Source organism: Tardiphaga sp. 37S4 (genome assembly GCF_021044645.1).
GTDB classification, from domain to species: Bacteria; Pseudomonadota; Alphaproteobacteria; order Rhizobiales; family Xanthobacteraceae; genus Tardiphaga; species Tardiphaga robiniae.
This window is the reverse complement of the sequence record NZ_CP088008.1, coordinates 4,737,388-4,761,289: the sequence shown is the minus strand read 5'-3', so window position 1 is coordinate 4,761,289 and position 23,902 is coordinate 4,737,388. Positions and strand designations below refer to the sequence as shown.

At 62.5% G+C, this 23,902-nt stretch carries 22 protein-coding genes and 1 tRNA gene; 8 read left to right on the top strand and 15 right to left on the bottom strand.

Annotated elements, in window-relative coordinates; translation table 11 throughout:
- Together recR and LPB73_RS22665 are read left to right on the top strand one after the other, a co-directional pair.
- Positions 1 to 603 (top strand): recombination mediator RecR, encoded by a 603-nt coding sequence (gene recR, locus LPB73_RS22670; protein WP_089262818.1) that lies wholly within the window; start codon positions 1 to 3, stop codon positions 601 to 603.
- Positions 604 to 619: 16 nt separating this feature from the next.
- Entirely contained in the window at positions 620 to 1,066 is a 447-nt protein-coding gene (locus LPB73_RS22665) for a hypothetical protein (RefSeq protein ID WP_231078271.1), read from the top strand.
- A gap of 11 nt (positions 1,067 to 1,077) precedes the next feature.
- Here the strand turns inward: LPB73_RS22665 and LPB73_RS22660 are convergent, their stop codons facing one another.
- A complete protein-coding gene (locus LPB73_RS22660) occupies positions 1,078 to 2,445 on the bottom strand; it encodes an AmpG family muropeptide MFS transporter (RefSeq protein ID WP_231078270.1) in 1,368 nt (455 codons plus the stop codon).
- A gap of 233 nt (positions 2,446 to 2,678) precedes the next feature.
- On the opposite strand from LPB73_RS22660, the gene LPB73_RS22655 reads away from it, so the two are divergent.
- On the top strand, positions 2,679 to 2,975 hold the full coding sequence (locus LPB73_RS22655; protein WP_120288249.1) for a GIY-YIG nuclease family protein: 297 nt from the start codon (positions 2,679 to 2,681) through the stop codon (positions 2,973 to 2,975).
- 194 nt (positions 2,976 to 3,169) lie between these two features.
- Here the strand turns inward: LPB73_RS22655 and LPB73_RS22650 are convergent, their stop codons facing one another.
- The gene (locus LPB73_RS22650) at positions 3,170 to 4,384 is read right to left on the bottom strand and encodes a DNA recombination protein RmuC (RefSeq protein ID WP_120288250.1); all 1,215 of its coding nucleotides are present in this window, start codon (positions 4,382 to 4,384) and stop codon (positions 3,170 to 3,172) included.
- Between the two features lie 231 nt (positions 4,385 to 4,615).
- Between LPB73_RS22650 and def the strand changes: the two genes are divergently transcribed.
- Genes def through truA form a run of 3 tightly spaced genes read left to right on the top strand, consistent with a single transcriptional unit; the run spans position 4,616 to position 6,849 of the window.
- Positions 4,616 to 5,137 carry a peptide deformylase gene (gene def, locus LPB73_RS22645; RefSeq protein WP_089262812.1) on the top strand — a complete coding sequence of 174 codons (522 nt, stop codon included), beginning with the start codon at positions 4,616 to 4,618 and terminating at the stop codon, positions 5,135 to 5,137.
- A 39-nt stretch (positions 5,138 to 5,176) separates the two neighbouring features.
- On the top strand, positions 5,177 to 6,109 hold the full coding sequence (fmt, locus tag LPB73_RS22640; protein ID WP_231078269.1) for a methionyl-tRNA formyltransferase: 933 nt from the start codon (positions 5,177 to 5,179) through the stop codon (positions 6,107 to 6,109).
- Positions 6,109 to 6,849, top strand: a complete 741-nt coding sequence (gene truA, locus LPB73_RS22635) for a tRNA pseudouridine(38-40) synthase TruA (protein WP_184513178.1) — start codon at positions 6,109 to 6,111, stop codon at positions 6,847 to 6,849. Before fmt ends, truA begins: the two co-directional genes overlap by 1 nt.
- Here truA and LPB73_RS22630 read toward each other — a convergent pair.
- The 12 genes from LPB73_RS22630 to rpmH all read right to left on the bottom strand — a co-directional run bounded on the left by LPB73_RS22630 (position 6,846) and on the right by rpmH (position 16,473).
- Positions 6,846 to 7,406, bottom strand: coding sequence for a 5'-methylthioadenosine nucleosidase (locus LPB73_RS22630; RefSeq protein ID WP_089262806.1), 561 nt, complete (start codon positions 7,404 to 7,406; stop codon positions 6,846 to 6,848). The two genes, truA and LPB73_RS22630, sit on opposite strands and share 4 nt — an antisense overlap.
- Positions 7,403 to 8,572 carry a succinyl-diaminopimelate desuccinylase gene (dapE, locus tag LPB73_RS22625; RefSeq protein WP_231078268.1) on the bottom strand — a complete coding sequence of 390 codons (1,170 nt, stop codon included), beginning with the start codon at positions 8,570 to 8,572 and terminating at the stop codon, positions 7,403 to 7,405. The genes LPB73_RS22630 and dapE overlap by 4 nt, the downstream gene beginning before the upstream one ends.
- A complete protein-coding gene (locus LPB73_RS22620) occupies positions 8,572 to 9,048 on the bottom strand; it encodes a DUF805 domain-containing protein (RefSeq protein WP_093759806.1) in 477 nt (158 codons plus the stop codon). The genes dapE and LPB73_RS22620 overlap by 1 nt, the downstream gene beginning before the upstream one ends.
- Positions 9,049 to 9,116: 68 nt before the next feature.
- A complete protein-coding gene (gene dapD, locus LPB73_RS22615; protein ID WP_231078267.1) occupies positions 9,117 to 9,962 on the bottom strand; it encodes a 2,3,4,5-tetrahydropyridine-2,6-dicarboxylate N-succinyltransferase in 846 nt (281 codons plus the stop codon).
- A 100-nt stretch (positions 9,963 to 10,062) separates the two neighbouring features.
- Positions 10,063 to 10,770, bottom strand: coding sequence for a pyrimidine 5'-nucleotidase (locus LPB73_RS22610; protein ID WP_231078266.1), 708 nt, complete (start codon positions 10,768 to 10,770; stop codon positions 10,063 to 10,065).
- Between the two features lie 23 nt (positions 10,771 to 10,793).
- Entirely contained in the window at positions 10,794 to 11,777 is a 984-nt protein-coding gene (locus tag LPB73_RS22605) for a DUF1036 domain-containing protein (RefSeq protein WP_231078264.1), read from the bottom strand.
- An 80-nt stretch (positions 11,778 to 11,857) separates the two neighbouring features.
- Complete coding sequence (gene argB, locus LPB73_RS22600) at positions 11,858 to 12,754, bottom strand: acetylglutamate kinase (RefSeq protein ID WP_120288257.1); 897 nt, start codon at positions 12,752 to 12,754, stop codon at positions 11,858 to 11,860.
- A gap of 92 nt (positions 12,755 to 12,846) precedes the next feature.
- Entirely contained in the window at positions 12,847 to 13,224 is a 378-nt protein-coding gene (locus LPB73_RS22595; protein ID WP_231078263.1) for a DUF423 domain-containing protein, read from the bottom strand.
- Entirely contained in the window at positions 13,224 to 13,874 is a 651-nt protein-coding gene (gene yihA / locus LPB73_RS22590) for a ribosome biogenesis GTP-binding protein YihA/YsxC (RefSeq protein ID WP_089262794.1), read from the bottom strand. Before yihA ends, LPB73_RS22595 begins: the two co-directional genes overlap by 1 nt.
- Before the next feature lie 135 nt (positions 13,875 to 14,009).
- A complete protein-coding gene (gene yidC, locus LPB73_RS22585; protein ID WP_231078261.1) occupies positions 14,010 to 15,878 on the bottom strand; it encodes a membrane protein insertase YidC in 1,869 nt (622 codons plus the stop codon).
- A 73-nt stretch (positions 15,879 to 15,951) separates the two neighbouring features.
- A complete protein-coding gene (rnpA, locus tag LPB73_RS22580; protein ID WP_089262790.1) occupies positions 15,952 to 16,314 on the bottom strand; it encodes a ribonuclease P protein component in 363 nt (120 codons plus the stop codon).
- 24 nt (positions 16,315 to 16,338) lie between these two features.
- Positions 16,339 to 16,473 (bottom strand): 50S ribosomal protein L34, encoded by a 135-nt coding sequence (gene rpmH, locus LPB73_RS22575; protein WP_011471298.1) that lies wholly within the window; start codon positions 16,471 to 16,473, stop codon positions 16,339 to 16,341.
- Positions 16,474 to 16,920: 447 nt separating this feature from the next.
- Here rpmH and LPB73_RS22570 point away from each other — a divergent pair, with 447 nt between their 5' ends.
- On the top strand, positions 16,921 to 18,348 hold the full coding sequence (locus LPB73_RS22570; protein WP_175368586.1) for an ATP-binding protein: 1,428 nt from the start codon (positions 16,921 to 16,923) through the stop codon (positions 18,346 to 18,348).
- A 159-nt stretch (positions 18,349 to 18,507) separates the two neighbouring features.
- A tRNA-Arg gene (locus tag LPB73_RS22565) sits at positions 18,508 to 18,584 on the top strand.
- 453 nt (positions 18,585 to 19,037) lie between these two features.
- Here the strand turns inward: LPB73_RS22565 and LPB73_RS22560 are convergent.
- On the bottom strand, positions 19,038 to 23,864 hold the full coding sequence (locus tag LPB73_RS22560) for an NAD-glutamate dehydrogenase (RefSeq protein WP_231078260.1): 4,827 nt from the start codon (positions 23,862 to 23,864) through the stop codon (positions 19,038 to 19,040).
- Positions 23,865 to 23,902: the final 38 nt, after the last annotated feature.

Here is a 23,902-nt window from a genome sequence, read left to right as displayed (position 1 = left end):
ATGGCATCCACGGCTGGCCCGGAAATCGAGCGCCTGATTCAACTGCTGGCGCGGCTGCCCGGTCTTGGCCCGCGCTCGGCCCGGCGTGCCGCGCTGCATCTGATCAAGAAGCGCGAGGCGCTGATGACGCCGCTAGCCGGTGCCTTGCAGGTGGCGATCGACCGGATTCAGGTCTGCAAGGTCTGCAGCAATATCGATACGCAGAATCCCTGCACGATCTGCACGGACCCGCGCCGCGATCCCTCGACCATCGTGGTGGTCGCCGATGTCGCGGACTTGTGGGCGCTCGAACGCGCCCATGCGACGACGGGCAAATATCATGTATTGGGTGCAACGCTGTCGCCGCTCGACGGCGTCGGCCCGCAGGATCTGACCATCGACGCGCTGGTGTCACGTGCGCATGATTCAGAGGTGAGCGAAATCATCCTGGCGCTGAATGCGACGGTGGATGGGCAGACCACGGCACATTACATCACCGACCTCCTGCAGGAGGCCAATGTGAAGGTGACGCGGCTGGCACATGGCGTGCCGGTTGGTGGTGAACTCGATTATCTCGACGAAGGCACGCTGTCGGCAGCAATGCGACAGCGGACGCTGTTTTAAGACTGGAAGAGCATTGATGACACGATATGACTTGAAGGCTTTGCCGACCTGGGCCGCTGCGATTTGTGCGGCCGGCCTGTTTGCTACGGCTGCCAGAGGCGCGACCGAAACGCCGGCTCCGCCAGCCGCACCGGTGGCACCGAAGACCATGAAGATCGGCGATGTGCTGACCGGGCAGCTCAACGCCATGCGCAGCCGCGATGCCAAGGGCAAGCGCACCAATGTGTATCAAGTGGTCAGCGAGCCGCGTCGGCTGCCGGCGCCTGCAGGGCTGTGCAATCTTGAGACCGGACCTGAGACGTTCGAGATCGTCGTTGCCAATGACGTGCAGGCCACGCAGCTGAAGAAGCTTGTCGGCAAGGAAGTTGCGCTCAAGGTTGCTGAAGTCACCTGCGCCGAGCAGGCCGGGCAGATGAGTGAAGCGCTGGTGACGAAATGGAGCGTGGTGACGAAGCCGAACTGAGTTCGCTTCGGTTAAACCCTTACCGGCCCCAGCATCTCGAAATGCGCGCGGCGCTGCAGCCAGATCAGGAGGATCAGGCTCGGCACCGCGACGACCACGCTGATGACGAAGAACATCGGCCATCCCGTCGCCTGCGCGACGTAACCTGCACCTGCCGACAGATAGGTCCGCCCCACCGCAGCGAGCGCCGTGAGCAGCGCATATTGCGTGGCTGTGTGCAGCGGGTTTTTGCACAGCGCCGAAAGGTAGGCCACGAAGATCACCGTACCGATGGCGCTGGTGAAATTCTCGACCGAGATGGCCAGTGCCAGCGCCCATTGATTGACGCCGACGATGGCGAGCCACGAGAAGGCGAGATTGGACACCGCCTGCAACACGGCGCCGATCCACAAACTCGCCGCAAGCGAATAGCGCCGCGCGACAAAACCTCCAGCGAAACCGCCAATCAGCGTCGCGGCAAGGCCGACGCCTTTGACGATGGCCGCATAGTCATTCCGCGTGAAACCGAGATCGATCACGAAGGGCGCGGTCATGGTGCCGGAAAAGGCGTCGGTAAATTTGAACAGCACCACGAACGCCAGCGCCGCCCAGGCGTCCTTGCGCGCCAGGAATTCGGAGAACGCGCCGATTGCGGCCTGCAGCACGCGCGTGAAGGCGCTGTCGCCGCGTGTGGCGGCTTCGGCCTGCGCGGATTGCTCGGGCTCGGTGGCCGCAAGCGCTGTGACTGTGCCGATCAGCACCATCGCAGCCATCGCCACATAGCCCCACATCCATGCGGTGGAGCGCGCGATGCCGGTGCTTTCGAAGGCGCTGACCAGAAACAGCACGCCGGCGGTCGAGATCAGCATGCCGATGCGATAGGCCGCGACATAAGACGCCATGCCGGCCGCCTGTTCGCTCTCCGGCAGGCTCTCCACACGAAACGCATCGACGACAATGTCCTGCGTCGATGACATCGCAGCGACCAGCAGCGCACCAAGGGCGACGAACAGTGGCGAGCGGGCGGGGTCGGTCAGTGCAAGGAGCAGGATCGCGCCGATAAGCAACAGTTGCGAGAACACCAGCCAGCCACGGCGGCGGCCGAATTGCCGCGTGAAGAACGGCACATGCAGCGCGTCGACCAGCGGCGCCCAAAGGAACTTCAGCGTGTAGGGCGTGCCGACGAGGGCGAACAACCCGATGGTACCGAGATCGACGCCGGATTCGCGCATCCACACCAGCAGCGTGGAACCGGACAATGCAAGCGGCAGACCCGACGACAGACCAAGCAGCAGCACGATCAGCACCCGCGGCTGCAGATACACCGCCATGCTCTCGCGCCAGGTGGCACGGGGCTTCAGGGCGTGGGCGGCTTCGGACGAGTCTGGCGCGCTGGTCATGGGGAAGGGTTAGCAGATTCGGGAAGGAGCGGCCTGTGGCTTCGTATCCTTCCCCTCGGTTGTCATCGCCCGGCCTGGCGCGCAATTGCGCGCTAGGACCGGGCGATCCAGTATCCGGCGTTGGTTGTGTTTGGCAGCGTCGTACGAACGTAAGGTCGGTGTATACTGGGTCAACCGGTCAAGCCGGGTGACGACAAGTGAGTTTGGTGCAACGGCAGTGGCGAGTCCTGACGATGCGTGCCTACAACTTTTACGTCTACATTCTAGCAAGCGACATCGGCGGAACGCTTTATATCGGCGTGACGAACGATCTCATTCGCCGCGTATACGAACACAAAACGAAAGCCGCAGAGGGATTCACGAAGCAATATGGTGTGGATCGCCTCGTTTACTTCGAACACTTCGACAATATCGAATACGCGATGCTTCGTGAGAAGCGGCTCAAGAAGTGGAAGCGGGAATGGAAGATTGCGCTGATCGAGAAGGATAATCCGAACTGGGACGATCTGTATCCGATCATCTGCCGGTGAGGGCGCAATAACTCAGTTGCCTCTCGGCACCACTTTCTCAGTTGTTATCGCCCGGCTTGTCCGGGCGATCCAGTATACACTGCCCTTAACGTTGATACTTCATAGCAAACTACAACCGCCGCCGGATACTGGATCGCCCGGTCCAAGCGCGCAATTGCGCGCTCGGCCGGGCGATGACAGTTGGAGTTCTGGAGCTATTCCCCTGCCTGAATCTTGCGCGGCAGTGGCGCGAACATGTCGGGGGCGGCGGTCTTCGCGATGACCGGGGCTACCTCGGCCGCGGGCTCGCTCTTGCTGAAATCCAGTTCCTCGATGCGGCCGGCGCGCTTCTCGATCTTGTCGGCGGAGATCAGGATCTGGCGGACGTCCTCATTGGCCTGCCCGAAATGCGTCTGCAGCTTCATCACGCGATCGCGCAACCGGGTGAGGTCGTCGCCCAGATTCAGTACCTCGGTGCGGATCTGGTCGGCGGCGTCGCGCATCCGCGCGTCCTTCAGGATTTGCTGCATCACCTGGATAGCCAGCATCAGCAGCGAGGGGGAAACCAGCACGACGCGGGCGCGATAGGCCTTCTGGATGATGTCGTCGAAGCCGTCATGGATTTCCGCATAGACGGACTCCGATGGCACGAACATCAGCGCCGTATCCTGCGTCTCGCCGGCCACCAGATACTTCTCGGCGATGTCGGTGACATGTTTCATCACGTCCGCGCGCAAGCGCTGCGCTGCGTATTTCTTCTCGTCATCGCTGCGCGCGTCATGCAGCGCCGTGACGGCTTCCAGCGGGAATTTCGCGTCGATGCACAGCGGGCGCTGGTCCGGCAGGAAGATCACGCAGTCCGGCCGCTTGCCCGACGATAGCGTGTGCTGGAACGCATAGGCGCCGCTCGGCATGCCGTCCTTGACGATGCTTTCCATCCGCGCCTGACCGAAGGCGCCGCGTGACTGCTTGTTGGCGAGCACGTCACGCAAGGTCGTCACCTGCGAGGTGAGGTCGGTGAGATTCTTGTGGGCGTTGTCGATAATGCCCAGGCGCTCATGCAGCGCGCTCAGGCTTTCCATGGTGTTGCGCGTGGTCTGTTCCATGGATTGGCCGACGCGATGGGTCACGGAGTCCAGCCGCTCGGACACCGCGCGTGCCATGTCGGCCTGACGGCCCGCCAAGGCCTGGCCCATGGCGTCGACGCGGCCGGTGGCTTCGTTCTGTGCTTTCAGCACTTCGCTGAGGCGTTCTTCCAGTTCGTCGGCGCGGATCGCCTGGGCCATGGCCATGGCGGCGCCGCGGCTACCGGAGCGAGCGATGATGATGGCGATGGTGAGCAGCAAACCCAGCGCCAGAGCACTGAAGCCCATCAATGCCACGCCGGCGGTGACCGGCATGTCGCCGATCATGAAAAGAATCTCGTTCATCCCATCCTTGTAGCCGATTCGGTCGGTTGCGCGAACGAAGAGGGAACATTTATGGTTAATGCAAAATGAATTTTCCTGGTTAACCCAAGCCTAAGAAATGTGGTTAAGCGGACCTTAACCAGCATGGTTAACCGCGCCTCAATTTTCATGGTTAGCGGGGAGTTAACGTCCTTCAAAGTCCAGCTTTTCCAGCGGATTGACCCGGACCGGCGCGCAGATTAAATCGCCGCCATGGCCATTCGTGAAATCATTATCCTGCCCGACAAACAGTTGCGGCTGATCTCCAAACCAGTCGAGAAGGTGACGTCAGAGGTGCGCAAGCTCGCCGACGACATGTTCGAGACGATGTATGACGCACCCGGGATCGGGCTGGCGGCGATCCAGATCGCGGTTCCGCTGCGGCTGATCACCATGGACATCGCCAAGAAGGACGACGAGGAGGACGGCAAGAAGCCGCGCGTCTTCATTAATCCGGAGATCATCTCGGCCTCGGAAGAACTCTCGGTCTATGAGGAAGGCTGCCTGTCGATTCCCGAATATTACGAGGAAGTGGAACGCCCGGCGACAGTGCGGATTCGCTATATGGACCTCGACGGCAAGACCATCGAGGAAGAGGCCTCTGGTCTGTTCGCCACCTGCATTCAGCACGAGATCGACCATCTCAATGGCGTGCTGTTCGTCGATTACCTTTCCAAGCTGAAGCGCGACCGCGTGCTGAAGAAGTTCACCAAGCTCGCCAAGCGCGCGGAGTAGGTTTCTCCGCGTAACGCTGCAACAGATCGGCTCCGACCTATGTCGCTTCGTTTGATCTTCATGGGCACGCCGGATTTCGCGGTGCCGACGCTGCTCGAACTCGTGGCCCATGGCCATGAGATCGTGGCGGTCTATACCCGCGAAGCAAAGCCCGCTGGCCGTGGCATGAAGCTGCAGCCGACGCCGGTGGCGCGCGAGGCGGAACGGCTCGGCATTCCCGTGTTCACGCCGAAGACGCTGCGGACGCCGGAGGCGGAAGTCGAGTTCCGGTCGCTTGAGGCCGAGGCTGCGGTCGTCGTCGCCTATGGCATGATCCTGCCGCAGAATATTCTCGATGTTCCCCCCATGGGCTGTTTCAACCTGCACGGCTCGCTGCTGCCGCGCTGGCGCGGCGCGGCGCCGATCAATCGTGCCATTATGGAGGGCGACGCCGAGAGCGGTGTCATGGTGATGAAGATGGATGTCGGCCTCGACACCGGCGATGTCGCCATGGCCGAGCGCCTGGCGATCACCGATGCGATGACGGCGCTGGACCTGCACGATGCGCTGGCGCCGCTTGGTGCCGACTTGATGGTGCGGGCCATGGGTGCGCTGGAAAGGGGACGGCTGAGCCTGACCCCGCAGAGCGCAGACGGCGTCACTTACGCGGCCAAGATCGACAAGGCGGAGGCCAAGATCGACTGGTCGAAGCCGGCGCGCGAGGTGCTCAGGCATTGCCATGGGCTGTCACCGTTTCCCGGCGCGTGGTGCGAAGTGCCGATCGAGGGCGAGGCGGTACGCGTGAAGGTTCTGCGCTGCGAGCTTGCAAAGGGCGCGGGTGCGCCCGGCGAGATCATCGACGATCAGCTCACCGTCGCCTGCGGCGAGGGCGCGATCCGCGTCATCGATCTGCAGCGCGCCGGCAAGCAGCCGATGAAGGCCAGTGAATTTCTGCGTGGCACGCCGTTGAAGCCGCCGCTGCGGGTGGGCTGATGCCGCGCTACAAGATGATCATCGAATATGACGGCGCGCCATTTTCCGGATGGCAGGTGCAGGCCAACGCGACGCTGACCGTACAGGGCGCGCTGGAGCGTGCCGCCGAGGCCATTTGCGGCGAGCCGATCCGCGTCCATGGCGCCGGTCGCACCGATGCCGGCGTCCATGCGCTCGGCCAGGTCGCCCATTGCGACGTGCCGAAAGTGCTGGTGCCGGGTCGCTTTCGCGATGGCATGAATGCCCATCTGCGGCCGCATCCGGTCGGCGTGCTGTCGGCGGATATCGTGCCGGATGATTTCGAGGCGCGGTTCTCGGCCATCAAGCGCCACTATGTCTATCGCATCACCAATCGTCGCGCGAACCTCGCCGTCGATGCCGGCCGGGTCTGGCGCGTGCCGCGCCCGCTCGATGTCGCTGCCATGAGCGAGGCTGCGAAGCGTTTGCTCGGTCGACACGACTTCACGACCTTTCGCGATACCGAATGCCAGGCCAAGTCGCCGATCCGCACGCTCGATCAGCTCGATGTGGTGCAGAACGGTGAGGCGATCACCATCACGACCTCCGCACGTTCGTTCCTGCACAGCCAGGTGCGCTCGATGGTTGGCTCACTGGTCTGGGTCGGCAACGGCCGCTGGACGCCGGACGATCTGGCTGCGGCGCTTGCCGCGAAGGACCGCAGCGCCTGCGGCATCGTGGCGCCGCCGGATGGGCTGTATCTGGTAAAGGTCGACTACTAGACTTTCACGCCCTTCATCGCGTCCCAGAACAGATCCTGTCCATTCGCGACATTCGCCGTCCAATGCTCATGCGCAAAATCATTGGCGTCGTCGGTGATGAACTTGAAGGCGCGCCAGGGAATGCCGTGGCGCAGGCAGACCTGCGCGATGGCAAACAGTTCCATATCGACGATATCGACATTGTTCGACACCAGCCAAGGATCGGTGGAGGTGACGAAACTGTCACCACTGCCGCAGATCACGCCGCGCTGGCCCGAGACCAGGCGGTCGAGATCGGGCGCAAAGGGCGTGCGGCCGCGCGGCGCCAACGGCTCGGCATTCATGTCGCGCTGGATCACGTCGCTGACCTCGACCAGGCCGTTGAGTTTGGTGTTTAGCTTGCCGGCGGTGCCGTAGTTCACGACGAGCTTTGGCTGCATGGCCTGCACAGCCTGAAGTGTTGCGATCGTGGTGTTGATCTTGCCGACGCCGGTGAAAATCACCTCGATCTCGGCAGGCGCGCGTGATTTGTCGAGCTCGCTTTCGAGCGCGGTGAGGACGAGAATCTTGCCGTTCATGCGAAATACCGATCCAGCACGCCACGATAGATTTGGGTGAGCTTCTCCAGATCGGCAACCTTCGTGTGTTCGTCGATCTGATGCATGGTCTGCCCGACCAAGCCGAATTCAATCACCGGGCAGTAGTTCTTGATGAAGCGCGCATCCGAAGTTCCGCCGCCCGTGTTGAGATCCGGTGTACGGCCGGTGACATCCTTGATCGCGGCGACGACCGTATCGGTAAAGGCGCCGGGCTTTGTGACGAAGCTGTCCGAATTGCTCGGCTCCCAGATCACATGCGCGCGAATGCGATTGCCGGCGGCAGTTGCGACGCGTGCATCGATCAGGTCGCGCAATGACGCCTGCGTGTGATGGTCGTTGAAGCGGATATTGAACTTCGCCCGCGCTTGCGCGGGGATGACGTTGGTCGCCTTGTTGCCGACATCCACCGAGGTGAATTCGAGATTGGACGGCTGAAACTGCGCATTGCCCTGATCGAGCGGATCGCTGCTCAGCGCTGTGATCAACGCGGCGATGTCGGGCACCGGATTCGATGCGCGATGCGGATAGGCGACATGGCCCTGCACGCCATCGACGACCAGCGTGCCTGATTGCGACCCGCGGCGTCCGATCTTGATGGTGTCGCCCATCTCCTCGACATTCGAGGGCTCGCCGACGATGCAATGATCGAACCGTTCGCCACGCTCGGCCGCCCATTGGAGCAGCTTCACGGTGCCATTGACGGCAATGCCTTCTTCGTCGCCGGTGATCAGGAAGGAGATCGAACCGCCGCCGTCCTTTTGCGGCTTGCCGTCATTCGCCGCCAGATAGTCCAGCACGGCGGCGACTGACGCGGCGATGCCACCCTTCATGTCCACCGCGCCGCGGCCGTAGAGCAGGCCGTTCGTCACGTCGCCGGAGAAAGCGCCATGGGTCCACGCCGCTTCATCACCGGGCGGCACCACGTCGGTATGGCCAGCAAAACAGATATGCGGCGCGGAAGTCCCGATACGGGCATAGAGGTTTTCGATGTCGGCGCTGCCTTCCTCGCTGAAGGTGACGCGATGGACTTCGAAGCCAGCCGACGTCAGCAGGCTCTCCAGCACGCCGAGGGCGCCGGCGTCAGCAGGAGTGACTGAGGGGCAGCGGAGAAGATCTTGAGCGATGGAGAGAGCGTCGGTGGACATCAGACCCTTGGTGCAGTGGCAAGCGCGGCAAGCGGATCGGGACCGTATTCGTTCGGCCCGGCGGTGCCGCGCAGGAAGCCAAGTTCGACGATGGCCCAGATGGTCACGGCGAAGCTGGCGATATGAAAGACGAAGCTGGTGCTCGCGCTGCTGGTGCTGCCGATGCCGCTGAGGACGCTGGGGCCGAGCCAGAACACCAGGATCCACCATCCGCTCTTCTCGCGGTCATGCAGCCGCTTGATGCCGGTGGCGATGCCGGACCATGTACCGGCGGTGATGAGGACAATGGCGGCCAGCCACAGCAGCAACGCGCCGCCGACCATGCTGAACAGGCGATCGGTGTCAAAGCCGCCGAGCCACATCACGGCAGCAGCCACGAAGGCGATCCAGGCCACTATGTAGATCAGGATCGCGAGCCAGTATTTGCCGCGGTTGATCCGTCCCTTGAAGCTGAAAAGCAGCGTGGTCCAGTCCATGGCAGCCCCCAGGTCAACGGATCGGTCCGGTCTGCGCGATGCTACGCGCAAACCGGTCCGAACGACAATCAGTCGCGCAGCAACTCGTTGATGCTGGTCTTGGAGCGGGTGCGCTCGTCGACACGCTTCACGATCACGGCGCAGGCGGTGGAGGGGCCGATCTGGCCGTTCTTCATCGGCTTGCCGGGCAGGTTGCCGGGGACCAGCACCGCATATTCCGGCACTTCGCCGACGAACACTTCGCCCGTTTCGCGATCGACGATCTTGGTCGATGCGCCCAGGAAGACGCCCATGGCCAGCACCGCGCCCTTGCGCACGATCACGCCTTCAGCGACTTCCGAGCGGGCGCCGATGAAGCAGTCGTCTTCGATGATCACCGGGCCCGCCTGCAGCGGCTCCAGCACGCCGCCGATGCCCACGCCGCCCGAAATGTGCACGCGCTTGCCGATCTGGGCGCAGGAGCCCACCGTCGACCAGGTGTCGACCATGGAGCTCTCATCGACATAGGCGCCGAGATTGACGAAAGACGGCATCAGCACGACGTTCTTGGCGATGAAGGCCGACTTGCGCACGATAGCGCCCGGTACAGAGCGGAAGCCGGCGTCGCGGAAGCTGTTGTCGCCCCATCCCTCGAACTTCGAGGGCACCTTGTCCCACCAGGCCGCGCCGCCGGGACCACCAGAGATCTGCGCCATGTCATTGAGGCGGAACGACAGCAGCACGGCCTTCTTCAGCCACTGGTTCACGGTCCACTTGCCGTCGTCGGCGCGGACGGCGACGCGGGCCTCGCCCTTGTCGAGCAGGTTCAGCGCCTGATCGACGGCGTCGCGGACTTCACCCTTGGTCGAGGCGTTGACGTTATCGCGCGCGTCGAAGGCGGCATTGATGGTGGATTCGAGGGCGGTCAGCGACATCGCGATTTCCTTGGGCAGATCGTGGGTAAAAGGTGATTTCTTGAAGCTTTTGTCGGGATTTGGCCGGGGAGAGTCAAGACGCGCGGGCGGCCATCCCGCCCTACCGGGCCTTGTTCAGCGCCGCCAGAAACCCGGTCAGATCGTCGGTGACGTGATCGACATGGTCGTCGTCACGGCCTTCCAGCTCCCAGTCCTCGCGGACGACCTCCTTGGCGCCGTCAGGCACGATCAGCACGGTGGTCATGCCGAGTTGGTGCGGCACCATGAGGTTGCGTGACAGGTCCTCGAACATGGCCGCCTTGGAGGGATCGACGCCGTGCAGGCGCAGGAACTTGTCATAGGTCTGCTGAGCCGGCTTCGGCTCCAGATCGGCGGCGATGATGTCGAAGATCGCTTCGAACTGATTGGCGAAGCCGAGGCGCTCCAGTACCGCGCCGGCATGGGCGACCGAGCCGTTGGTCAGGATCAGTTTGCGGCCTGGCAGTTGTGCGATCGCGGCGCCCATCACCGGATTGGGCTCCAGCGGCGAATGATCGATCTCGTGGACGAAAGCCAGAAAGTCGTCGGCGCGGACCCCGTGTTCGGTCATCATGCCGCGCATGGTGGTGCCGTAACGCTTGTAATAGTCCTTCTGAACCTTGAAGGCCGCGTCGGGTGAAATCCTGAGGAAGTTCGCGACGAAGTCGCGGATCTTGCCATCGACCTGCTGCCACAGGTTCACGTGGTGCGGATACAGCGTGTTGTCGAGATCGAACACCCATGTCTCGACATGGTTGAAGGCGCGCGGCGATTTGGTCGGCAGGGTCATTGATTGTCTCTGTTGTCTGGCCGTCACGGTGTCCCAAAGCGCAGCGTCTTGCCGCCGCCGGACATATCGACGATGGCGAAGCCGGCGCTGGTGAGGCCGCGGGTATTGCAGTCACTGTGTTCGCGAATCTCGAATTTGCTCTCGCGTGTGCACAGCATGCGAACGCCGCCCCAGTTCAGCGGCTTGTCGTTGAGCTTAATGGCACGGCCATTGTCGTCGACGGCCTCGGCGAAACTGAGGATCTGGCGGGGTTGGCCGACAATATCCGGTCGCAGGCATTTGCCTGGCTCGATGCGATACCAGCCGCGGCTGACAACGCCCTTGCCATCATCGGTCGCGACTGACGCCATCACCTTGTAGGACGTGTCGTTGCACCAGGTGAGGCCTGTTGCGGAGGGCGCCTGCACGGCGGCGATCATTGTCTCGAAGAAATTCGGCGTTGAAACCACATCGGCAGCAAGACTACGGCTCTTGAGGAAGGACGAGAGCGCGCTCTGGGTCTTGGGCCCATCCACGCCGTCGATGGGCGCGGCGTCGTAACCGGCGATCACCAGCAGGCGCTGGATCGCGGCGAGCTTGGCCTGTTCGTCGTCATATTCGCTGTCTTCCGCGAGATAGGCGACCATATTGCCGTCGTCGGTCTGCGTCGGCTTGATCATCGTGAACGGCACTTGTGACTGTCCGGCACGGCATTGCCGGGCAGCGGCGATGACGAAGTTATCCGGCGCGATACACAGGTTGTCGGTGCCGTTCTGCGCCACGGGTGAGGCGCCGTAGATGCTGAGCGCGCGGGCATGCAGCAGGATGCGGTCGGCCGTCAGCGTGCCCTGTACGACGACACGACACTGTGCGGGATCGATGCGAAACCAGCCGCGCGTTGCGGTAGCGCTCTTGTCGTCAATGCCGATGGCGGCTTCGACGACATAGCTCATGCGGTTGCAGAGTTTGAGATCGGCGCGGGCGGCCGTGCTGGCAAATAGCCAGATGACGCTGGCAAGAAGCGTCAACGATGTTTTTCGCGCCCACCAGCCAGACGCGAATGGCCGGGACAAGCCCGGCCATGACGACGTGTGGTGTGGTGTGTCCATCACTTGTGGATCAGCGTGCCCGTGCCCTGATTGGTGAAGAGTTCGAGCAGCACGGCATGGGGAGTCTTGCCATCGATAATGACGACGCCTTCGACACCCTGTTCGAGCGAATAGATGCAGGTCTCGACCTTTGGGATCATGCCACCGGAAATCGTGCCGTCAGCGATCAGCTTGCGGGCATCCTTGATCGACAGTTCCGGGATCAGCTTCTTCGACTTGTCGAGCACGCCCGGCACGTCGGTGAGCAGCAGCAGGCGCTTGGCCTTCAGCGCGCCTGCGACGGCGCCGGCAAAGGTATCGGCATTGACGTTGAAGGTCTTGCCGTCTTTGCTTGCTGCGAGCGGCGCCAGCACCGGGATCAGCTCATAGCCGATCAGCTGGTTCAGCAACGTCAGGTCGACTTTTTCCGGCTCGCCGACAAAGCCGAGATCGACCACCTTCTCGATGTTCGAATCGGGATCGACCATGGTGCGCGTCGCCTTCGACGCGGTGACCATGTTGCCGTCCTTGCCGCACAGGCCAACGGCCTTGCCGCCGGCTTCGTTGATGTAGCTGACGATCTGTTTGTTGATCGAGCCGGCCAGCACCATCTCGACGATCTCGATGGTCGCCGCGTCGGTGATGCGCAATCCGGCGGCGAATTCCGACTTGATGCCGAGGCGCGTCAGCATCTGCGCGATCTGCGGGCCGCCGCCATGCACAACCACCGGATTGATGGCGGTCTGTTCCAGGAGGACGATATCGCGGGCAAATGCGCGGGCCGTATCCTCGGCGCCCATGGCGTGCCCGCCATATTTGATGACGATCGTCTCTTCGTCATATTGCTGCATGTGGGGCAGCGCCTCCGACAGGATGCGGGCCTGGTCGAGAGCACTGATGATGGGCGCGTCGGTCATGAAGCGGATCTCACGGTGAGCAATCTGCGGCGCGTTCTAGCCGATTGATTGCCGCCGCGCAAAGCATCGCTGCTCTGTCCAGTGGCCCGGCGTCAGGTGGGGCGCGGCCAAGCTGCGGATACCGCCAGCGCCAGCCAGCTGAGGATCAGCAGGGTGCCGCCGGTCGGTGCGGCCATTGTGAACAAGCCGTGACCGACATATTGGCGCAGGGTCAGGTCGCCGGCGAAGAGCGCGGCAGCGACGACGAAGCCGAAGGCGGCCGTCAGACCGATTTGCAGATGGGCGATGCCGCGCTCGATCAGAGCGACGGCGCCGAGAATGGCGGCAGCATGAAACAGCAGCATCGAGGAGGCTGAGGCCAGCCGCGTCGCGTCCGGCTGGTGCGCCGAAGCCGCGGCGAGAATGACGCCGTCGGCGCCCATCACGCCGGCCAGGATGACAAGAATGCGAAACAGGCTAAAGCGGGTCATCAGTTGCGCTCGTTCAACAGGCGGACCATTGCAGCCCGCAATTCGGCCATGCCGTCACCGGTGCGCGATGATGTAACCAGCACGTCCGGAAAGGCTGCCGGATGAGTCCGCAACTCGGTGCGGACCTCTTCGAGCGTCTTTTCGAGTTCGCTCTTCTTCACCTGATCAGCCTTGGTCAGCACGATCTGGTAACTGACCGCCGAGCGATCGAGGGACTTGAGCACGTCGAGGTCGACATCCTTCAGGCCATGCCGGGAGTCGATGAGAACGTAGACACGGGCGAGGCTCGCCCGGCCCTGGAGGAAATTGTAGATCAGTTTGGTCCAGGACGCGATCTTGACCTTCGGCGCGGATGCATAGCCATAGCCGGGCATATCGACGAGCCGGAAGTCGGAGCCATCGGGACCTTCGAAGAAGATCAGCTCCTGGGTGCGGCCTGGTGTATGCGAGGTCCGCGCCAGCGCGTTACGGCCGGTCAGCGAATTGATCAGGCTGGATTTGCCGACATTGGAGCGGCCGGCAAAGGCCACTTCCATCCCTGCCATTGGCGGCAGCGTCTCGATCGAGGGCGACGCCCAGATGAACGTCCATTCGCCTGCAAAAAGCAGGCGGCCCTGTTCGATCAGCTTCGCATCGGTGTCAGTGGTCATGCGAAGTGGCTTTCTGTGCTGCTCCGGCCCTCATGGTGAGGAGGCGCGCAAGCGCCGTCTCGAACCATGAGCGCCCCGCCCTCGTCCTTCGAGACGCGGCCAAGTGGCCGCTCCTCAGGATGAGGGCTCCAAGGGTTACGTCTTCTTTTCAGCCGGCTTCTTCGCGAAGGTCGACTTCACATTGTCGAACAGTTCGACCTTCACGCCGTTGCGATTCATGATGTAGGCCTGCTGCAGCACCGAGAGGGTGTTGTTCCATGCCCAGTAGATCACGAGGCCTGCCGGGAAGCCGGCCAGCATGAAGGTGAAGATCAGCGGCATCCAGTCGAAGATCATCTTCTGCGTCGGATCCGGCGGTGTCGGATTCAGCTTCATCTGGAACCACATCGTGATGCCCATGATGATCGGCCAGATGCCGAGCGCGAGGTAGTGACCGAACACCGGAATCGTCGTCGGATCGAAGGGGATCAAGCCGAACAGGTTGAAGAGATTGGTCGGATCATGCGCCGACAGATCCTTGATCCAGCCAAAGAACGGCGCGTGGCGCATTTCGATGGTGACGAACAGAACCTTGTAGAGCGAGAAGAACACCGGGATCTGCAACATGACGGGAAGACAACCGGCGATCGGGTTGATCTTCTCCTTCTTGTAGATCTCCATCATCTCCTGCTGCTGCTTCATCTTGTCGTCAGGGAAGCGCTCCTTGAGTGCCGCCAGTTGGGGCTGCACGGCCTTCATCTTCGCCATCGAGGCGTAGGACTTCGAGGCCAGCGGGAAGAAGATGATCTTCACCAGCACCGTCACCAGCAAAATAGCGATGCCGAAATTGCCGAACAGGTGGAAGAACCAGTCGAGCGCCAGGAACATCGGCTTGGTGATGAAGTAGAACCAGCCCCAGTCGATCAGAAGGTCGAAGTGGTTGAGGCCGAGCGCCTGATTGTAGCCGCCGAGGCCGACCGCCAGCGGAAAGTTGATGCCGACAGTGGCCGCTTCCTTGGCGCCGGCGAACAGGCGGGCATTGGCCGTGCCGGTGCCGCCGATGGCGATGGTCTGCGCGTCCTGCAGATAATCGGTCTGGTAGGTCCGCTGGGTGCCGGTCAGGTTCGACGAGAAACGGGCCTGCAGCTGCGCATTGGTGTCGGGCAGCAGCGCCGAAGCCCAGTATTTGTCGGTGATGCCGAGCCAGGCATTGGTGACCTTGAAATTCACCGCCTTGGCTTCGTCGATCTTCTTGTAACCGTATTCCTGCAGGCCCTGGTCGCCGAGATAGCCGACGAGGCCTTCATGCAAGATGTAATAGCCTTCGACATGCGGCGTGCCGTGGCGCGAGATCAGCGCGAACGGATACAGCGTCACCGGCGCGTTGCCGATATTGCTGACGTCATCCTTGACCGAGAACAGGTAGCGGTCGTCGATCGAGATGGTGCGGGTGAAAGTCAGGCCGTCGCCGTTGTTGTACTTGAGCACGACAGGCGTGGTCGGCGTCAGGGAGTTGGAGCCTTCCTGCTGCCACTGGGTGTTCTGGTCGGGAATCTTGGTGTTCGCACCGGCGGCGGCGACCCAGCCGAACTCGGCATAATAAGGCGCGGCAGTGCCGGAGGGGGAGAACAGCACGATCGCCGGCGACTTCGGATCCACGGTGTCGCGGAACTTGGTCAGCGAGATATCGTCGAGGCGCGCGCCCTTCAGCGCGATGCTGCCGGAGATGCGCGGCGTGTCGATCTTGACGCGCTGCGACGCTGCAATGGCACTATCGCGGCTGATGATCGGAGCGTTGGCCGGCGCCACATTCGTGGGTGCGCCGCCTGCGGCGGTGGAATTCGCGGTCGGCGTCGTGCTGCCGGGCGTGGCGTTTGGTTGTGCGGTCGGGTTGGCGAGCTGGGTCTGCGTCGCGGTCTGTGCGCGCTGCTTCTCCATCTGCGGGATGTTGTAGAAATATTGCCAGCCGATCAGCACCAGGCCGGACAGAATGACGGCAATGATGGTGTTGCGATTGTCGGTCATCGTTCAGGTCTCGTCATTCAAATGCGGGTGCGGCTCTCGCTTCCGGCTGCGCGCTTGTCGCAGGCTGAAAGCGTCAGGTCACGCTGGTTTTAGAAGATTGCGTCTTAGAAGATTGCCGATCGAGGCGGTGCAGCGCCGAGCGGAGGTCGTCGAGCATCATCGTGAAATCGCGTTGGAGCGCGACACGACGGCCGACTAGCACATAATCGCTGTGGGGTCGCATGGATAAGACATCGACGCGCTTCACCAGTTCGCGAAGCCTGCGCCGGATACGGTTCCGCTCGGTGGCGGTGCCGTTTTTTTTGGTCACGGTAAAGCCGACCCTGATCGGGCCGTCGTCGTCACGTCGCCGGGTTTGCATCACAAAGGCAGGGCTGTTCACCCGCGGCCCATTGGCAGCGGCGAGAAAGTCCGCCCGCTGCCGTAACCGGTCCATGATGAACTCTCGGAAGAGATCCGATCAGGCGCTGAGGCGCTTGCGGCCACGTGCGCGGCGCGCAGCCAGAACCTTGCGGCCGCCAACGGTCGCCAAGCGAGCGCGGAAGCCGTGACGGCGCTTGCGCACCAATTTGCTGGGTTGATAAGTCCGCTTCACGGGTCGTTCTCCGCTGACCGGGCAATTCGCCGAGTAATTTGAGGTAAGTCCTAAGATGTTGGCTCAACGAGCCATTTCCGGCCCAAAGACGAGCCGCACCCGATCCAAAACCGGGTCATCGCGGACAGTTGGCGGGCTTATACGGGAGCGTCCTGTTTTCGTCAATGTTGCCCTGTAGCGGTGTTCTGATCCGCCAAATTCTTGGAACGATGGGATTAATCCCAATTTCCCGGTGTTTTCAGGTTGTTGGCGGTTGTGAAATTGATCTATGGCTTAAGGACGTTCGCTCAGCGGACAAATTTAAGAACTGGTCCCAAACATCATCGTAACAAATCGTCGTTGGACCCGTATCTCTCGATAGTTCAGCGTCAGACCGTGAGATCAGAGGCCAATATTGTGTCTTCGGCCGGCGAAAAGCCCATCGAGCCCGCGTTCAGGCTCGGCCCCATGCGACGGCTGGGGCTGTCGGGCAAGCTGTTGCTGCTCACCATTCCACTGGTGCTGATTGCCGAAATTCTCATTTATGTGCCCTCGATCGCTAATTTCCGGATCAACCGGCTGAACGACAGGCTGGCAGCGGCCAATACGGCAGCACTGGTGCTGGACGCCGCGCCGCTCGGCATGGTCCCGGAATCGCTGTCGCGACAAATTCTGAGCAGCATCGGCGCCCGTGCGGTGGCCATCAAGATGGGCCAGCAGCGCCGTCTGCTCGCCAGCGCTGATCTGCCGGCGCAGATCGATCATGACATCGACATGCGGTCGATGACGGTGTGGTCGGCGATCGTCGATGCCTTCGAAGTCATGCTGGAAACTGGCGATCAGACGATGCGCATCATCGGGCCGGCGCCCGGCGGGGCGCAATTCATTGAAGTGGTGGTCGATGAATTGCCGCTGCGGCAGGCGATGTATCGTTTCTCCAGCAATCTATTGTGGGTGTCGCTCGGACTGGCGATTCTCTCTGCCGGGCTGGTCTATCTGGCGCTGCATTATCTGTTCGTGCGGCCGATGCGGAATTTGACGGCTAATCTCGTCGCTTTCCATGAAAACCCCGAGAGCTCGGCGCGGATCATCGTGCCGAGCCAGCGCGCCGACGAAATCGGCGTGGCGGAGCGCGAATTGTCCGACATGCAGCGCGATCTCGTTTCGATGCTGCATCAGAAGAGTCGTCTCGCTGCGCTCGGCCTCGCGGTCTCGAAGATCAATCATGACCTGCGCAACCTGCTTGCGTCGTCACAATTGCTGTCGGATCAGCTCGCCAGCGTGCCCGATCCGCGCGTGCAGCGCTTCGCGCCGAAGCTAATGCGCTCGCTGGAGCGCGCCATCGCCTTCTGCCAGTCGACACTCTCTTATGGCCGCGCGCAGGAAGCTGCCCCTGATCGCAAGATGATTCTCGTTGAGCCGGTGGTCAACGAAGTCCGCGAATCGGCCGGGCTTGCGACCGACGTGTCGATCGGCTGGGTCAACGCCATCGAGCGCGGGCTGATGATTGATGCCGATCCCGACCAGTTGTTTCGCATTTTGCTCAATCTGGTCCGCAATGCGGCCCAGGCGCTGGAGGGGCAGCCGCAGAGCGACGTCGCCCCGCAGCAGATTCGCATCACCGGCCGCCGCGAAGGCGCTGTCACCATTCTCGAAGTGTCCGACACTGGCCCCGGCGTCCCGCAGCGGGCGCGCGACCACCTGTTTGAAGCATTTCAGGGCTCGTCCCGCCCCGGTGGTAGCGGGCTGGGCCTCGCGATCGCGGCCGAATTGGTCCGCGCTCATGACGGCGATATTCACCTTGTGGAAGGCACTTTGGGCGCCACCTTCCGGATCAGCCTTCCCGACCGGCCGGTGGAACTGCACAGCATCCGTAACGAACGCGCGCGGGCCTGAGCCGTCTTTTCCGGGTATGTCACGGGAGTGAAATAAGCGGCTCAGGGCGCTTGCCAAGCCGGGCTCGACCCGGTAGCTATGGCCCGCTTTCGCAAACATCGTTTCCGAAACGCATCCGGTGTTGGCGGCTCTGACTTTTGGCCCCACACATCGCGGCACGCGCCCGTAGCTCAGCTGGATAGAGCACGTGACTACGAATCACGGGGTCAGAGGTTCGAATCCTTTCGGGCGCGCCATTTCCGCTTCATTGTGATGCGCCAATCATCGTCGCCATTGCTGCGCTTCTCGTAGCTTACGGGATCCTTGCCACAAGGTCGGGCCGGTTTTTCTCGAGCCAGGCTACGGCCTCGGGTCCATCGACGACGCACTCGAAGGTTTCCCAGGTGGGGTCCTCCAGGGATTCCGGTTGCAGTCGCTTCGCTGCATACTCAACGAGGTCGTGCAAGCGTTCGTATCCTCGTCGGCTCTCGAGGGAATCTGCAATCGCTGTGCTGGCCCATCCGCGTTCGGCCAAATCGATAATGCTCGGAGCGTTAGCCTCGCTGAACCAGGGTGTGGCATCGAACTCGATGCAGCGGACATTATCAGCGGTATGGCAAGTAGCGTGGATCATTGGGGTCCTCCGTTCGCTGGCTAACAACCTGCGCTAGCATTGCTCTTTAGAGTTTCACATCGCTGCCCCGCACGCCTCAGCCTTTGACCAAGTCCCCCAGCAGGTTTGCCGCCACCATCAGCTTGGCGAGCGTCAGGCCGCCAGCAGCAATCTCCTCGACTGCGCGGCGGATGCGCGTCGCCTCGGGATGAGCTGCAAGCCAGGTCTCCGCAGCCTGCTGGCCGGATTGGCCGGTTGCCAACATATCCGCAGCGAGGCCTCTTTCGGCAGCCGCGATCAGGTCGACGGCGCGGTCGATGGCGAGGCGTTCGAAACGATCGCTGGCGGGCACGCTGCGCGCGGCAGCGATGATGCGGTCGAGACGGAAATTGGCCTCGGCGGCAAAGAACGTCGCGGTGGCATCGCCGATGCTGCGGCCGGTGCGCTCGGCGACCGTCACGATGTCCGGCGCCGAGACCAGGGTGTCGAGATCGGCCAGTTCGCCGGCGAGGCCGGACGGGACGCCGGCATCGGTCAACTCCTGCCGGCGCTTGCCGCGCGCGGCCTGCAAGTCCGGTGGCAGGGTGTTGTCGAGAGAGGCGCTGATCTCGCGGATACCCGGGCCGAAACGGGCGATCACCGCCTCGAGGCCATCCTTGAAATCAATATTGCGCACGTACCAGACCATGCGGGAAAGCAGAAGGTCCTGGACCGCCTCATAGAGGGACAATTGCAACTGCCCTTCGATGCAGGCGTCGAGCGTATCAATCGCATCATTTAGCCACTTGAGCCCGTAGGATTCATCCACCGCCACATAGGCCATGACGATGGTGGGGATATCGGCATCGGTTTCGTCGATCAGGCGCACGATACACGCCGGGCCGCCGCGGTTGATGACCGTATTGACGAGGCTGGTCGCGATGATTTCGCGTCGGAGGCGATGGCACTCTACCGCTGTCGGGAACCTGTCCTGAACCTGGCCTGGAAAATACCCGGAGAGCTCGCGGGCGAGATAAGGATCGTCCGGCACGCTGGTGCCGAGCAGGTCGTCGTAGAGCGTCAGTTTGGCGTAGGCGAGCAACACGGCAAGTTCAGGCCGCGTCAGGGACTGCCCGCGTCGTGTGCGCTCGGTGATCGCGGCGTCGTCGGGCAGGAATTCGACTGCCCGGCTGAGCAGGCGGCGCTGCTCGAGCGACTGCATCAGGCGAGTGAGAAAGCCGGTTTCGGCCACGCCCTTGCGTTCAGCGAGCGAGAGCGCGAGCGTCTGCAGATAGTTGTTGCGCAGGACCAGCGCACCGACATCGTCGGTCATCGCGGCAAGCAGGGTGTTACGGTCAGCCGGGCTGAGGCGTCCCTCGCGCTCGGGGCGGGCCAATGCGATCTTGATATTGACCTCGACGTCGGACGTATTCACACCGGCCGAATTGTCGATCGCGTCGGTGTTGAGCTTGACGCCCGTCTGCGCCGCTTCGATGCGGCCGCGCTGAGTGACGCCGAGATTGGCGCCTTCGCCGATCACCCTGGCGCGAACGTCGGTCCCGGTGATGCGGATCGGATCATTGGCGCGGTCGCCGGCCTGATCGTCGCTCTCCACCGACGCCCGGATATAGGTGCCGATGCCGCCAAACCACAGTAGGTCTGCGCGCGTCTTCAGGATCGCCGTCATCACCTCGAAGGGCGTCGCCTGCGGCTTGTCGAGATCGAGCAAGGTGCGCACTTCCGGTGCGAGCGGAATCCCCTTGAGGGAGCGCGAGAACACGCCGCCGCCTTGCGAGATCAGCGATTTGTTGTAGTCCTGCCAGCTCGATCGCGGCATGTCGAACATGCGCTTGCGTTCGGCGTAGCTGATCGCCGGATCGGGAGAGGGATCGATGAAGATGTCGCGGTGATCGAACGCCGCAACCAATTTCGTCGCGGGCGAGAGCAGCATGCCATTGCCGAAGACGTCGCCGGACATGTCGCCGACGCCAACTACAGTGAAAGGCATGGTCTGAATGTCGGTGCCGAGCTCGCGGAAGTGGCGTTTGACCGCCTCCCAGGCGCCTCGCGCCGTAATCCCCATCTTCTTGTGGTCGTAGCCCTGGCTGCCGCCGGAGGCGAAGGCATCGCCGAGCCAATGGTTCTTCTCGGCCGAAATCGCGTTGGCGATGTCGGAGAAGGTGGCGGTGCCCTTGTCGGCGGCGACGACCAGATAAGGATCGTCGCCATCATGCCGCAATGTCGAGTCGGGCGGGAGGAGGTCGTCGCCGTCGAGATTGTCGGTGAGTTCGAGCAGCGAGCGAACGAAGATGCGATAGGCTTCGGTGCCTTCCGCGAGCCACGCATCGCGGCTGGAGAGCGGCGGCAGGCGCTTGGGCACGAAGCCGCCTTTGGCGCCGACCGGCACGATCACGGCGTTCTTGACCTGCTGGGCTTTGACCAGGCCGAGAATCTCGGTGCGGAAATCCTGCGGCCGATCGGACCACCGCAGTCCGCCGCGCGCAACCTTGCCGAAGCGCAGGTGAATGCCTTCGACGCGGGGAGAATAGACGAAAATCTCGTAGAGCGGTCGTGGAGCCGGCAGGTCCTCGATTCCGCGCGCGTCGAACTTGAATGAGATCACCGGACGCGGATGTCCGTCCTCGCCGACCTGCCACAAATTGGTGCGGATGGTGGACTGCACCAGATTGGTGAAACGGCGGAGGATGCGGTCTTCGTCGAGCGATGCGACGGATTTGAGCTGCTCCTCGATATCAGCAAGGAGGGCGGTCTCCCGGGCCGAGCGCTCGGCATCAGTAAGGGTGAGGCGTGGATCGAGGCGGGCCTGGAATAGCGCGACGAGGTTGGCGGTGATCGCTGCGTTCTTGCGCAGAGTCTCCCACATATAATCCTGGCTGAACGGCGCGCGGATCTGGTGCAAATAGCGGGACAGCGCCCGGATGGTCGAGACTTCGCGCCAGCCCAGGGCCGTGCGCAGGATCAGCCCGTTATATCCGTCGGATTCGGCTCGATCACCGACCACCGCCATGATCGAGGCTTCGAGCCGATGGCTGAATTCCCGGTTGATCTCGATCGGCTGGCCGTCGCTGGTCTCGATCGTCATGTCGTGCAGCCACACCGGCTCAGGCCTGGCTCCGGGCACGATCTGATAGGTACGTTCATCGACCACGCGCAGGCCGTGATTTTCGATCACCGGCACGCGATAGGACAGCGACAGCGGCGCGGCATCCGAGAACACCTTCAGGCCGAAGCGTCTGGGATCGTCCTCGCCCTCGAAGCGATGAACCGAAATCGTCACCGGGCGGGTTGGCGTGAGCCTTTCGATGGTGGCGATATCGGCTATTGCCTGTTCCGCCGTGGAAACCTCGGTATAGCCGCCGGTAAAGGCCTGGGCATAGCGATTGGCGAGCATGCGCGCCCGCATGCCATCGGTAGACGCAGTCAGCGCGGCCTTCAGCTTGTCGGCCCAGGTCGCGGCAATGGCGCTGATCCCGGCTTCCAGCGTGGCGCGCTCGACGGCAGGAGTCTTACCTTCATAGCGTCCGATGATGTAGTGAACGCGCGTCAATGCTCCTTCGGGGAAAGACACGTAGGAGGCGGCCTGCATCCCTTTGTAGATCTGCGACAGGAAGGCGCCGACGCGCATGCGCACATCAGTGTCGTATTTGTCGCGCGGAATGAAGACGAGGATGGAGACGAAGCGATCGAACTTGTCGACCCGAGCGAGGGCCCGGACGCGGGGGCGCTCATAGAGGATCAGGATCTCCATGACGAAATTGAAGAGGGTGTCGATGTCGACCTGGAATAGTTCGTCTCGCGGATATTCCTCGAGGATATGCATCAGCGCCTTGCCCGAATGGCTGTTCGGATCGAAGCCGGCGCGCTGGAGCACCCGCGATACCTTGTGGCGAACATAGGGGATCTGTCGTGCCGAGCGCGTATAGGCGCCTGAGGTGAACAGGCCGACGACTCGTAGTTCACCCTCGAGCCGGCCGTCGGGCGCATAGAGCTTGATGCCGATATAATCCATCCGGATGCGGCGATGAACGCGGCTACTCACATTGGCCTTGATGACGATGAGTAGGGTCGGCTCGCGCATGAACTCGCGAATTTCCGACGTCATCACCACCATTTCGTTGCCGCGGCGCAGGACCTTTACATCGGGGTCGCGGAGGATGCCGAGGCCCTCAGCGGTCGTGATGTCGTCCGACGCATCGCTGTCGGGCGAGAAGCGATACTCGCGCACGCCGAGAAAGGTGAAATTGTCCGCGCACAGCCATTGCAGGAACTGGTTGGCCTCGGCGACCTCGTCGATCGGCAGCGGCGGTGGATTGGAAGAGAAAGTCTTGATCGCGTTCTCGACGCGGTCGCGCATGACGCGCCAGTCCGCGACGCTGGCGCGCACGTCGCTTAACGTCCTGGTGAGGCCGTCAATCAGCCTCTCGCGGTCAGCGTCGGCGTCGAGGCGGGTGATGTGGAGGTGAATCAGGCTCTCGCGCGCGCCCTTTGCCCCTTCCGGCAGTGCTTCACCGTGGAAGTGCAGGAGCTTGCCTTGGTCATCGCGCTCCACCGCGATGATGGGGTGAGCGACGAGGGTGACTTCGATGCCCTGCTCGGCGAGCTCCGCCATGATGGAATCGAACAGGAAAGGCATATCGTCGTTGAGAATTTCGAGCACGGACATCTCGCGTCCGTCCGGCATCATCGGATTGACGACGCGGATATCGGCACGACCCGCCGTGCGTCGCTGTGCATGCTCCCAGGCTTGCTCCGCCAGGAAGGCAAGCGAGGAGGCATCGTAACTGGCGAGGTCCTCGGCATTGGTGTAGCCGAACATAAGCTCGGCAAAGGTTCGGGGAGCCTTGCCCGGCTGCACGCTTCCCGCCGCGTCGCGGATCAGAGTTGCCCGGGCCTTGTCGTCACGCCACGCCATAGCGTCCTCCACGTCCCAGCCAACTCACCGCAATTACGGTCGGCGGTTGT

Excerpts from the sequence above, each read along its gene's own strand:
- LPB73_RS22665 (WP_231078271.1), top strand. The coding sequence starts at position 620 with ATGACACGATATGACTTGAAGGCTTTGCCGACCTGGGCCGCTGCGATT.
- recR (WP_089262818.1), top strand. The coding sequence starts at position 1 with ATGGCATCCACGGCTGGCCCGGAAATCGAGCGCCTGATTCAACTGCTG.
- LPB73_RS22595 (WP_231078263.1), bottom strand. The coding sequence starts at position 13,224 with ATGACCCGCTTTAGCCTGTTTCGCATTCTTGTCATCCTGGCCGGCGTG.
- dapE (WP_231078268.1), bottom strand. The coding sequence starts at position 8,572 with ATGTCCACCGACGCTCTCTCCATCGCTCAAGATCTTCTCCGCTGCCCC.
- LPB73_RS22655 (WP_120288249.1), top strand. The coding sequence starts at position 2,679 with ATGCGTGCCTACAACTTTTACGTCTACATTCTAGCAAGCGACATCGGC.
- LPB73_RS22610 (WP_231078266.1), bottom strand. The coding sequence starts at position 10,770 with ATGACCCTGCCGACCAAATCGCCGCGCGCCTTCAACCATGTCGAGACA.
- yidC (WP_231078261.1), bottom strand. The coding sequence starts at position 15,878 with ATGACCGACAATCGCAACACCATCATTGCCGTCATTCTGTCCGGCCTG.
- argB (WP_120288257.1), bottom strand. The coding sequence starts at position 12,754 with ATGACCGACGCGCCCATCATCAGTGCTCTCGACCAGGCCCGCATCCTG.
- fmt (WP_231078269.1), top strand. The coding sequence starts at position 5,177 with ATGTCGCTTCGTTTGATCTTCATGGGCACGCCGGATTTCGCGGTGCCG.
- truA (WP_184513178.1), top strand. The coding sequence starts at position 6,109 with ATGCCGCGCTACAAGATGATCATCGAATATGACGGCGCGCCATTTTCC.
- dapD (WP_231078267.1), bottom strand. The coding sequence starts at position 9,962 with ATGTCGCTGACCGCCCTCGAATCCACCATCAATGCCGCCTTCGACGCG.
- LPB73_RS22650 (WP_120288250.1), bottom strand. The coding sequence starts at position 4,384 with ATGAACGAGATTCTTTTCATGATCGGCGACATGCCGGTCACCGCCGGC.
- yihA (WP_089262794.1), bottom strand. The coding sequence starts at position 13,874 with ATGACCACTGACACCGATGCGAAGCTGATCGAACAGGGCCGCCTGCTT.
- LPB73_RS22570 (WP_175368586.1), top strand. The coding sequence starts at position 16,921 with ATGCGACGGCTGGGGCTGTCGGGCAAGCTGTTGCTGCTCACCATTCCA.
- LPB73_RS22630 (WP_089262806.1), bottom strand. The coding sequence starts at position 7,406 with ATGAACGGCAAGATTCTCGTCCTCACCGCGCTCGAAAGCGAGCTCGAC.
- def (WP_089262812.1), top strand. The coding sequence starts at position 4,616 with ATGGCCATTCGTGAAATCATTATCCTGCCCGACAAACAGTTGCGGCTG.
- LPB73_RS22620 (WP_093759806.1), bottom strand. The coding sequence starts at position 9,048 with ATGGACTGGACCACGCTGCTTTTCAGCTTCAAGGGACGGATCAACCGC.
- LPB73_RS22660 (WP_231078270.1), bottom strand. The coding sequence starts at position 2,445 with ATGACCAGCGCGCCAGACTCGTCCGAAGCCGCCCACGCCCTGAAGCCC.
- rnpA (WP_089262790.1), bottom strand. The coding sequence starts at position 16,314 with ATGGACCGGTTACGGCAGCGGGCGGACTTTCTCGCCGCTGCCAATGGG.